The organism is uncultured Dokdonia sp., from assembly GCF_937910895.1.
Lineage (GTDB): Bacteria > Bacteroidota > Bacteroidia > Flavobacteriales > Flavobacteriaceae > Dokdonia.
In genome coordinates this window covers 19,814-31,087 of sequence record NZ_CALEMI010000020.1, presented here as the reverse complement: position 1 = coordinate 31,087, position 11,274 = coordinate 19,814, and the positions used below count along the sequence as shown (strand labels likewise).

Annotated in this window: 12 protein-coding genes; 7 read left to right on the top strand and 5 right to left on the bottom strand. The window is 34.6% G+C overall.

Features of this window, described 5'->3' with window-relative positions; all coding sequences use genetic code 11:
- Positions 1-783, bottom strand: a 783-nt coding sequence (locus Q0505_RS02285) for a hypothetical protein (protein ID WP_299208319.1), incomplete at its 3' end; no start/stop codon positions are given.
- A 331-nt stretch (positions 784-1,114) separates the two neighbouring features.
- On the opposite strand from Q0505_RS02285, the gene Q0505_RS02280 reads away from it, so the two are divergent.
- The 4 genes from Q0505_RS02280 (at position 1,115) to Q0505_RS02265 (ending at position 4,599) form a co-directional block, all read left to right on the top strand.
- Entirely contained in the window at positions 1,115-1,597 is a 483-nt protein-coding gene (locus Q0505_RS02280) for a hypothetical protein (protein WP_299208317.1), read from the top strand.
- A 623-nt stretch (positions 1,598-2,220) separates the two neighbouring features.
- Entirely contained in the window at positions 2,221-3,030 is an 810-nt protein-coding gene (locus tag Q0505_RS02275) for an ATP-binding protein (protein ID WP_299208315.1), read from the top strand.
- A complete protein-coding gene (locus Q0505_RS02270) occupies positions 3,027-3,704 on the top strand; it encodes a response regulator transcription factor (RefSeq protein WP_299208313.1) in 678 nt (225 codons plus the stop codon). Before Q0505_RS02275 ends, Q0505_RS02270 begins: the two co-directional genes overlap by 4 nt.
- Before the next feature lie 280 nt (positions 3,705-3,984).
- A complete protein-coding gene (locus Q0505_RS02265) occupies positions 3,985-4,599 on the top strand; it encodes a short-chain dehydrogenase (protein ID WP_299208311.1) in 615 nt (204 codons plus the stop codon).
- Positions 4,600-4,836: 237 nt separating this feature from the next.
- On the opposite strand, the gene Q0505_RS02260 is transcribed toward Q0505_RS02265, so the two are convergent.
- Positions 4,837-5,454, bottom strand: coding sequence for a glycoside hydrolase family 19 protein (locus tag Q0505_RS02260; RefSeq protein WP_299208310.1), 618 nt, complete (start codon positions 5,452-5,454; stop codon positions 4,837-4,839).
- 3 nt (positions 5,455-5,457) lie between these two features.
- On the bottom strand, positions 5,458-6,288 hold the full coding sequence (locus Q0505_RS02255; RefSeq protein ID WP_299208309.1) for a hypothetical protein: 831 nt from the start codon (positions 6,286-6,288) through the stop codon (positions 5,458-5,460).
- A gap of 266 nt (positions 6,289-6,554) precedes the next feature.
- On the opposite strand from Q0505_RS02255, the gene Q0505_RS02250 reads away from it, so the two are divergent.
- From Q0505_RS02250 to Q0505_RS02240, 3 genes are all read left to right on the top strand, one after another.
- Positions 6,555-7,133 carry a non-canonical purine NTP diphosphatase gene (locus tag Q0505_RS02250; protein ID WP_299208307.1) on the top strand — a complete coding sequence of 193 codons (579 nt, stop codon included), beginning with the start codon at positions 6,555-6,557 and terminating at the stop codon, positions 7,131-7,133.
- A gap of 175 nt (positions 7,134-7,308) precedes the next feature.
- Positions 7,309-9,294: a DEAD/DEAH box helicase gene (locus tag Q0505_RS02245; protein WP_299208305.1), complete on the top strand. Its 1,986-nt coding sequence runs from the start codon at positions 7,309-7,311 to the stop codon at positions 9,292-9,294.
- A 96-nt stretch (positions 9,295-9,390) separates the two neighbouring features.
- Positions 9,391-10,200, top strand: coding sequence for a carboxypeptidase-like regulatory domain-containing protein (locus tag Q0505_RS02240; RefSeq protein WP_299208303.1), 810 nt, complete (start codon positions 9,391-9,393; stop codon positions 10,198-10,200).
- A 112-nt stretch (positions 10,201-10,312) separates the two neighbouring features.
- Here the strand turns inward: Q0505_RS02240 and Q0505_RS02235 are convergent, their stop codons facing one another.
- Positions 10,313-10,684, bottom strand: coding sequence for a VOC family protein (locus Q0505_RS02235; protein WP_299208301.1), 372 nt, complete (start codon positions 10,682-10,684; stop codon positions 10,313-10,315).
- A 3-nt stretch (positions 10,685-10,687) separates the two neighbouring features.
- Complete coding sequence (locus Q0505_RS02230; RefSeq protein ID WP_299208299.1) at positions 10,688-11,215, bottom strand: SRPBCC family protein; 528 nt, start codon at positions 11,213-11,215, stop codon at positions 10,688-10,690.
- Between the last annotated feature and the right edge of the window lie 59 nt (positions 11,216-11,274).

The window sequence follows — 11,274 nt, the reverse complement described above, 5'->3', positions numbered from 1 at the left end:
ATGTATGACAAACTCAGAAAGTCCTATATGCGATGGATTATCTGGACTCCAATCATAGGTATATCCTAATTGAGTCCATGGGTATCCATATTCTTTAAATTCTGTATCTGTACAATCATTATACTGTACAGCACGTATCTTATTAAACCATGCACGGTATTCGTCAGTGACGTCTATAGGAATATTTAATTCACAAGCGGTATCACTTGTCCCATTATCTGGACAGGGGCGATATAAATCATCTGGTTTCACCCATAATTCTAAGAAGAAGGTTTCAGGAGTGAAAGGTTGTAATCCCAATAATTGACGCAAACGCATATCTGGATCTTTTTGTGTTTTAAAGAAACTCCTGCAACTATCTTTTATGATAGGAGCCAATGTCACCCATATATCATATCCTTGCGTACTATCTATTCCTTTATTAGGATAATAGCTGGGATGCGATTTCCAAGAGACTACTTGTATATAACGTTCTCCATTGATAAGCGTATCAAGAAGATTGGCATTACCTTTTATAGGAATGAGATTTGTGTTTATTTTTTGAGGCGTTGGGTTTTGTGCATCAAGAATCGCTTTTTCAAAAAGACCTCCTAAATACGCTACTTGTGTACTGTCATATCCGGGATATACATTCTTTTTGGCAACAACTATTTTTGTAGTATCTACTAGCACTTTTTTACTATCAACAGTTTGCTTGCAGGCAGTGAAACTTATGATAAATAACACTAAAAAAACGGCAATTACAAAAAGTCTAAGTGAAGAAAAATAGCGAATAACTCTCATGATTGAATATATTTTATTCATATTATAATGATACAAATCTACTGTAGAATTGGAAGATGTCTATACGTAGTTTTACGGGAAAATTACAACTTGATTTTAAAAATTGTGAAAACCTATATTCTATGAAACCATTCACTTCAAAAGACAGTAACACTTTGCTTTTATGCGCTTTAGTTTACTACATTTTAATAAGGAATTCTTATAAAAACAGTAGCTTAGAAGTGCTTTAAGAATAACCACCCCGTAAAAACACGTGTTTTTAATAAAAATGTTTTTTAATCAGTCAATTTTAGCGAACTTGGAGACTTATTAACCAAAAACCTCTAAACTTATGAGTACTAAAACAATTTCATTTGAAGATGCTGTAGCAGATACTGATTTATGGCAAAAATTGAATCCTGATCATGCAAAAGCTTTTTTAATCCCTACAGATGACCTTCTATCGGCTCTAGCCGAAATGGACGTGATCACTATAGATCCTACAACAGGTAATATCACAGGTAATACAGCTGCGTCAAATAATCAAGACGTACGTGCTTATATGGGTATTGACACGACTATTTATGCTAACTACGGTAACGGCAAAGACCCTAAAGAGTTCAAAGCCAATGGGTATGGAGAGAAGCTATTAATTGTAGGCACTATGGCAAATCCATTAGTACCTAGTTCAGATATTGATGTGATGTATGACGAAAAAAACAGAGTAACATATCCTCCAGGAAATAGGTTTAACATCAATGGAAGTGGTATCTATGATTTTACGAGGCCTTGCCCAAATGAATGTGACCCTACTAGTCCATTATATCATAAATAAAATTCATTAATGACAATTACAGATTTAAATAATGTCTTCCAATACTTGACTCTAGGTTTATTATTTGTAAATGTTGAATTATATTTAAGAAGCCATAATCTGTTCTCTAAGGTTATGGCTTACAACTTAATTTTTATTTACATAATATTAAATCTTATAACATCTTTAACTTTAGAATATTTATACCACAATAGAATTGAAAATCTTTATTTATCAAATTTTTATTTGATATTCCAATTTATTTTATTTTCATATTTCTACTTGAATTTATTTAAAGATAAAAAACAAAAAAAATATGTAAAAACTTTATTTGTAGTAGTTATATTAATTTTAACCATTCAATATTTATTATATCCTCTAAGGTTTTTCTATTTTAATTTGCTGGAAGTATTCTTAACATCCTTTCCATTAATCACTTATTCGATTATTCATCTTTATAATTCATTGGCGACTAAAGGGAAATTTTTATATATAAATGCTGCTATTTTAATTTATTTATCATCCAGTACTTTAATTTTTTTCTTGGGTAACTTTTTAAGAGGGTTAAGTAAAGAAGATTCAAATAACATCTGGCTTATTCTTAAAATATTATACTCAATTTTTTTAATCTTATTTACACTAGAATGGAAAAACAGTTTCTCATCATACAAGATCAAGGCTCAGTCATAGCGGCACTTGCTTATGGCATTATATTCCTAGTCTTATTGACTACGGGACTGCTCTTGTTTTTCCATTACTCAAGACGCAAGATCATTCAAAAAGAACTAGAAAAAGCAGCACTTAGACTAGAGCACCAAAAAACGATTTTACAAGCCACGATTGCTACTCAAGAAGAAGAGCGCAAGCGTATTGCTCAAGACTTACATGATGCCATCAGTGCCCGCCTGAATGTCGTGAGTCTTACCGCTAACTTATTACTAGATGATGACGACTTAAACGAAGAGCAAAAATCATCATTAGAACACATCTTAGGCATCACTACAACAACCCTAGAAAGCTCTCGTAAAATTGCGCATGACCTTTTACCTCCTATTTTAGATAAATTTGGACTTAAAGTAGCCTTAGAAGAACTCTTTGATGACTTTAGTAAAACAAAACAAGTACAAATTAAATACGATATTGATGAACTAGATTTTCTAAGCAAAACCAATGACTTACACGTGTTTAGAATTGCACAAGAACTCATCAACAATGCTATACGACATGGGGATGCGAGTCGTATGAAAATAGTTTTAGAAAAAGAGGATGAAAACAGTTTTACACTTATCTGTAAAGACAACGGTAATGGTTTTGATGTATCTAAAATTAGTAAGAAATCGGGTATTGGATTACAGAATATCAAAAGCAGAACTGCTATTTTAGAATGTAATCTACATGTAGAGAGCGAGATAGACAAAGGAAGTATATTTACCATACAATCAAAAAAATCATGAGTGATCAAATAAAAATAGTGCTTGCAGATGATGAGTTACTCTTCAGACAAGGATTGCGTGCCATATTAAGTAGAGAAAAAGAATTTGATGTCCTTTTTGATGCTACAGATGGAAAAGACTTAATGGACCAACTTCGGGATAGTGACCTATTACCCGATATTATCCTTACCGATCTTAAAATGCCAGAACTTAACGGTGTAGAGGCTACCAAGCTGATTCATAAAGAGTTTCCAGAGATAAAAATTGTTGCGTTAACGAGTTATTTTAGCAAACCGTTTATAGTGAATATGATTTCTATAGGTGCCGTTGCTTATCTCGCTAAAAATAGTACTCCCAAACTTATGGTCAAAACGATCAAAGAAGTTCATGAAAAAGGATTTTACTATGATTCACAAGTATTAAAATTTATTCAAGAAGGACTCTTAAATCCCTCTGAGAAAAAGCTTAAATCTAATTTTGATACTACTTATTTTACCAAAAGAGAGAAAGAAGTACTAGAACTTATCTGTAAGCAACATACGACCAACGAGATTGCAGAAGCGCTATTTATAAGTCCCCGTACGGTAGAAGGACATCGGAATAATTTATTACTCAAGACAGAATCTAAGAATATTGCAGGGCTTGTAGTATATGCGATACAACACAAAATTGTGGATTTGGATAGCAAGTTTTGAAATTAGAATATAGATCACTTCGCTTTTAGAAAATAAAATTTTTACTGTTAAACTTGATAGCACAATAATAACTGGTTACTTCATTAAAATGAGAAGAATAAGTGATTTTTGTTTTATCTTAAAAGAGAAAATAAAATACATAGATTTTTTTATGTAACATCTGCATCCTAAACACGTCCTATCAAATAATACTGCTATATTTTAGTAATTTATTAATATAAAATACGTCTAGTATATAGTACTTTTGTATTTCAAAATAACTTCGCATCATTAACTAGATATGAATCCTACTAAAATTAGAAAAAAAAGCCGTCTGCAATTATTGCATCAATATTATAGTTATACTGGTTTTTATAGTTTTATAAAGGATGCGCTAAAAAAAGCAGTCCCCGCCATTCTTATTGTTGTAGGGATTTTACTGCTCATCAATTATTTTGTGATCGATATCAATACAGCTCTCACGTATGTAATCGACAACTATTCTGACTTTACAATTATCTTCACGTTTCTATTATCAGAATCTATTTTAGGGATTATTCCCCCAGAACTATTTATTGCTTGGAGCGCTAAAACAGCATCACCATTTATAAGTCTTACAATATTAGCGACCATGTCTTATTTGGGAGGCATTTTATCCTTCTTTATGGGAAAAGCCATTACCAAAATACCGGCTGTACATAATTATCTGGAAGTAAAAATGAAAAAGCACATTAAGAATACTCGTAAATGGGGAGGTCTTATCATAGCAGTAGGGGCATTACTTCCTATTCCCTTTGCGATGACTAGTATTGCTGCGGGTATGATTAAATATAAGTTTACGAATTACCTGTTGTTTGGTGCCTTACGCTACTTACGCTTTTATGCCTATGCACTTGTGATCTTCAACTTAGTGTAATAAATGATGGATGATGGATAAATAACATTCTTTAAAAACAAAAAATTAGGATAGGAATCATTCGTTATTAATACTATAGCCTTAATGCTTTAAAGTACTGATTCTTTTTTTGCTTTCGCGAAAGCGCTTATAGTAAGACACTATTTTAATAAACTTCATACAATTAAAAGGCACCATCATTAATAGTGTCGAACTAAGTATCACGCTTTTTAAATGACGTTGATTCGTAGTTTTAGTTTAGATATTATAAAGCCTTTTATACTCATCAAGAAAGTGTTGCCTATGTTCTAGCCCATTAAATCCACCATTAATAAGTTTGGTCACCATATGAATATCATCAGTATCGGCATATCTGTTTATTCTTCTTTTCTTCCAAAACCAACACGCAGAAGATAATGCCCATTCTGGTTGCGTCACCAAGGTTGGATTTGCTACAAAATCTTGTCCCGTAGCTGCTGAAAAAGAAGTGTAATTATCCTTACCTGTTAATTGAATCAAACCCCGACCTCTATACTTCCAGCCGTCTCCACTTGCTTCATCTCCATTCCCCATCCGATTGGCATACACTTTATTAGCAATTTTTTCAGGCTGTCTTGCATATTCCTCAGCCGCTGCCATTGTTGGAAAATACTTTCTAAAAACTGCATATAAAGCTTTTGCTGAATAGTTTAGATTTTCTGAAACAAATTTAAAACTCCCACTCTCATGAGAAATCTGTGCTAGAAAATGTGCTTTACGTAACGATGTATTGATCTCATAGTGATCTAATATTGCCTCATAAATATCCAAATACGGCTCTATATACTGCCAGTTTACATCTGGCACAACCTTGTGAAATTCTTCTTTTGTGATCATAATTTATGAGTTTGTAGGTGCAAATATGGATTTGAGACGATCTATTAATCCTTGTAAAATTGTAAATATAGCGTCAGATGAGAAACCACCCAAAAGAGCCAACACACTTTTGTTAAACAGATTGATATCTTCTGGGTCTTTGGTGTAAAGATTAAGGATTTCTGACAAGATCAAACCCGCGATCACACCTAACACTATAAGCGCAATATAATAGATACTATCCTCTGGAATTAAGTTTCCGTTTTTTACGGAAGTACTTACATTTCTAAGCATATAAAAAGATACGCCAAGACCTGAAATAGAAGACAAAAAAGCTAAATTAAGCAGTAAAGACAAACCATGGTTATTCATAACTCCAAGATCTAACGACGCATTATTAACATTTGGAGAAGAACCTGTAACAATAAAAATTACCAAAAAAAACAACGACAGTATCACAAGATTTCGGACTAAAGGCAACTTGCTAAAAAGTGTCTTTCCTGGCGAATCTTCTCGTAGTTTTCGAGTATAAGCAATAGACTTTGGTGTCGCAGGCGCTATATTCTTACACAACAAATTATGTGCATTGACCAGATTATCTACAGAACTGTTCTGTATAAGAGTAACCACATCTGTATTGATAATTTTACCATTATAGACGGCAAAAGAAAGCATTTCATTAATCTCACGACTCATTTCTTCTTTCACATCTTGCGAGATTCCTAAGGGTTGACCAGATGCTGTCATATCTTTATTTGATGTAGTTGCTGCTTTGGTTTTTGATGTAGCTGCTTTAGAAGGTACGCTTGGCGTTTCTTCAGAGGGTGTTTTTGTGGTTTCGGTAGTTGTTGCCATAAAGCGTGGTTTATTAGAATAAGATCAAACTTAGTTTAATCATACTCTGTTTTTAAAGGGGTTAGTATCTGTTTTAAAAATCAAGTAATACTACGCTATTTAATATGCATATTATTCAGTATGCTGTTTATGATATTACAATAGAATCTTCAAGGATTTTGATTTTGAATTCATGCTAAATATACACAGGATTTTTATACCCTCATGATATATCTATGTCAGTTTCTGATGTATCTTAGCTACTTGTTAGACTTAATGCTATACAAATGACACTTGTTTTTGCCACAAACAACCCACATAAACTCAAGGAAGTTAAAGAACTCCTCCCTGACTATATTCAATTAAAAAGCCTTGAAGATATAGGATGCACAGAAGATATTGTCGAAGATGCACCTACTATAGAAGGTAATGCCCTTTTAAAAGCAAACTATGTAAAAGAACATTATGGGTATGATTGTTTTGCAGATGACACTGGTCTTGAAGTAACTGCTTTAAATAATGCACCTGGTGTATATTCTGCTAGATATGCAGGTCCGCAAAGAAGTGCTACCGACAATATGAACAAACTTTTGATCAATCTAGCGGTTCAAACGGATAGAAGTGCGCAATTTAAGACGGTGATCGCTTTCGCGAAAGCGAATAAAACCTACACCTTTGAAGGTATTTGCAAAGGTCAAATTACGAAAGAACGTCACGGAGATGGTGGTTTTGGATATGATCCCATTTTTATGCCAGACGGCTATGACGCTACGTTTGCCCAGATGGCACTTGCTTTAAAAGGCAAAATAGGACACCGCGGAAAAGCAGTCGAAAAATTCATAAATCACATCGCTGATTTAGGGTAATATTAAATGTAAGATTTAATAACTTTAATTCATTAATTAAGTGTACTTTTGCACCTTCAAAACCCCAGGGTGGGGTTTGTATCGTTAATATTCGGTACACAAGTGTTGATCGAAGCAAGTGGTTTTTATACGTCGTTGCGCTTCTTAAAGCACGCTAATGTATAAAATATATCAAATGACATTTGATCAACTAGGCTTAAACGAGCCTTTACTTCAGGCAATCGCCGACATGGGGTTTGTAACTCCATCAGAAATTCAAGAAAAAGCAATTCCTATATTACTCGAAGAAGATCGAGATATGGTAGCACTTGCTCAAACAGGAACAGGAAAAACAGCTGCTTTCGGTTTCCCTTTATTACAAAAAATTGATGCTACTAGCAAAACGACACAAGGTCTTATTATAGCGCCTACTCGTGAACTTTGTCTACAGATTACTAACGAGATGAAATTATATGCCAAACATGTAAAAGGCGTACGTGTGGTTGCTGTATATGGAGGTGCCAATATTCAAGAACAAGCTAGAGAAATCTCAAAAGGAGCTCAGGTTGTAGTTGCTACTCCAGGACGTATGCAGGATATGATGCGCAGACGTATGGTGGATATCACAAAACTAAGTTTTTGTGTCCTTGACGAAGCAGATGAAATGCTAAATATGGGATTCTATGAAGATATCACTACGATTCTAGCAGATACACCCAAAGATAAACTTACATGGCTCTTTAGCGCAACCATGCCTAAAGAAGTATCGCGTATTGCTAAAGAATTTATGACAAACCCAGTAGAGGTTACCGTAGGTTCAAAAAATGAAGGTGCAAAAAATGTATCCCACGAGTTTTACGTAGTACATACCCGCGATCGTTATCAAGCCTTAAAGCGTCTAGCCGATGCAAATCCTGATATCTTTTCTGTGATTTTTTGTCGTACCAAAAGAGATACACAAAAAGTAGCTGAGTTATTAATAGAAGATGGCTATAATGCTGCTGCACTTCACGGAGATTTAAGTCAAAATCAGCGTGACTTAGTCATGAAAAGCTTTAGAGGAAGACAAATCCAAATGCTTGTCGCTACCGATGTGGCCGCACGTGGTATTGATGTAGATGATATAACACACGTTATCAACTACCAACTTCCAGATGAAATAGAAACCTATACACACCGTTCAGGTCGTACTGGACGCGCTGGAAAGAGTGGAACTTCTATGGTAGTGGTTACCAAAAGTGAAATGCGTAAAATTAAACAACTAGAAAAAATTCTAGGGAAGAAGTTTGAGCAAAAAACAATTCCTGATGGAAAGGAAATTACCCAAGTACAACTTTTTCATCTTGCAAACAAAATACACAATACAGAAGTTAATCACGAAATAGATGCCTACCTCCCTGCAATAGAAGAGGTACTAGTAGACTTGACAAAAGAAGAATTGATAAAGAAAGTTTTTTCTGTAGAGTTTACACGTTTCTTTAATTATTACAAAAAAACAAAAGATCTCAATCAAAATGCTGTTGCAGCTTTTAAAGAAGAGTCTGGAGAAACCACCCGTTATTTCATTAACATAGGTAGTAAAGATGATTTTGACTGGATGAAGTTAAAAGACTTTTTAAAAGAAAAAACAGGTCTTGGTCAAGATGGAATTTACCGTGTAGATTGCAAAGACAGTTTCTCTTTCTTTAATACAGATACAGAACATAAGGAAAAAGTAATTGCACTCTTTGAAGATTTTGAACTTAATGGACGTCGCGTGAGTGTAGAAGAAACACAAGGTGGCGGAGGTCGTGACCGCAATCGTGGAGGTAGCGGAGAGCGTAGACGCAGTGGTGGCGGAGAGCGTCGTAGTAGCGGTGGTTTTAAAAGTGGAGATCGCAGTAATAGAAGAAGCAATGACGATAGACGCAGTAGCTCAGATCGTAGTGGCGGTGACCGTCGTCGCAATAGTGATGATCGTCCTTCTTACGGAAAGACTTCAGAAAGTAGACCTCGTCGTAATGATTCCGACAGACCTTCTTATGGGAGTTCTGAAGGAGGAGAAAGAAGAAGACGTCGTTCTTCATCAGAAGATCGCAAACCAGCACGTGCAGAAAGTGGAGCACCAAGATCATCTCGCAGATCTGACGATAGTGGTAGTTCTAATTCACCATTTTCAGGAAAGAGAAGACGTCGTAGTTAATGACACATTGGGATTGGGGCTTTAATTGTTATATTTATGGTAAAAATGTTGTTTTGATTCGTTTTTAACGACATAATCCATAAATTTATGCCAGCTATGAGAAGACTAATATTTACATTATTACTAGTAAGCGTAATAAGTACCGTTATTGCTCAAGAAGACACAACGCCTTCGCAAAAAAACGATTCTGTTCCTGCTTTACAAGAAGGATATATTAATGGTGCTGTTTTAAGTTCGTCTACAGATCAAGCACTACAGAATGTAAATATTGTCAATCTTACCAATTTAAAAGGTGCCATTACAGACACTGACGGTGCATTTGAAATCAAAGCGCAAGTAGATGATACGCTGTTTTTCTCATACTTAGGGTACAAAACACTTCAAGTACGTGTAAGTGCAGATTGGGTAAAATATGGAAATGTAAAAATCAAAATGACAGAAGTAGGAATTGCACTGGAAGAAGTTCTCGTGCAACAAATACAGCTGACAGGATATTTAGAAATAGATGCTAAGCGTATTCCTATTTATAATAATTCACGCTTTAGCATTTCTGGATTGAACACGGGATATGAAGGAGGAGCATCACAACCAGGTGCAGTATCTAGAGTTATAAACGCTATTTTTAATCCTGCAGATTTGCTTTACAATATCTTTGGAAAGAAACCTGAACAGCTCAAAAAGATGCGTAAAATGAAGGAAGATGATACGGTGCGTAATCTTCTGGAAAAGAAATTTGACAGAGAAACATTAGTTGCCTTACTTCAAATTGACAAAAATGATATAGATGCCATACTTAATAATTGTAACTATTCTGACAATTTTATAGTTACGGCAAATGACCTTCAAATACTAGACGCTATCAGTGAGTGTTACGAAGAGTATCGAGTACTTCAGAAAAGAAATTAATAATCCCATCTACATCCGTAGATTAGAATATAGAAAAACGACTGTCCCTCACGGATAGTCGTTTTTGATTTGTTGTTTCTTTTCTGCTACCTTTCTATAAGAGAAAACGTCATCAATGTGTACTATGCAATGCTACTTTATTGCCTTCTGAATCAATAAAAGTAGCCATATAGCCGTGCTCTTCACTTATCTGGGTTTTATTTTGTAATACCTTACCTCCGGCAGTACTCACGCGCTCTAGACACGCTGTAATATCTGCTGCATTAAAATAGAGTAAGGATCCTTCTTCACTTGGAATACACGATTTATATTGAATCAATGAACCCGAAGAAGCTCCTTCGTTATCGGGTCTTGGAAAAAATCCCATAAGAACTCCTGTAAAATCTTGCAAATCTATCTTAATTCCAAATACGTCCTCATAAAATAAGATCGCTCGTTCCATATTTGTTACTGGAACTTCAAACCAACTTAGCTTCATTTCCATAAGTTATGCTTCTAAAATTATTTTTAAATTCTGAAGACCTTCTTCAAAATCTTTACCTACGACTTTATCCATATTGATAAAAAGCATCAATATGGTTGCTGGGAATTTATTTTGTCCTTTAAATCCCCAAACTACTTTTGTTTGACCAGCACCAGCATCTTCTACCGTATAATACCCATCACTTTCAGATTTCCAAGGTTTTAAAAAAATTAAATGATTATCGATACGCTCATTTTCAACCACGGCTGTAATGGTCTGACTTCCTTCACCAACATCTTTATTTCCTTTCCAACTTGCTTTAAACCCTACTTCGCCGTCGGTTCCTGTATAGGTTTGTTTCATATCTGGATCTTTTCGTTTCCATGGAGACCAATGATCTTGATTTTTGACCATCTTTACATAAGGAAATACAATTTCTTTTGGCTTGTCTATGACTATGCTCCTGCTTACCTGATAAGTTTTTGGCGCTATAGCAGCTAGGATAATAATAATTACAAGAATGGTAGCGACTATATAAATAAGAATCATCATAGGGATGTTATGTGTTGGTTATTTCATTAAAGTTAAACAAAATAGAAATATCAACTCAC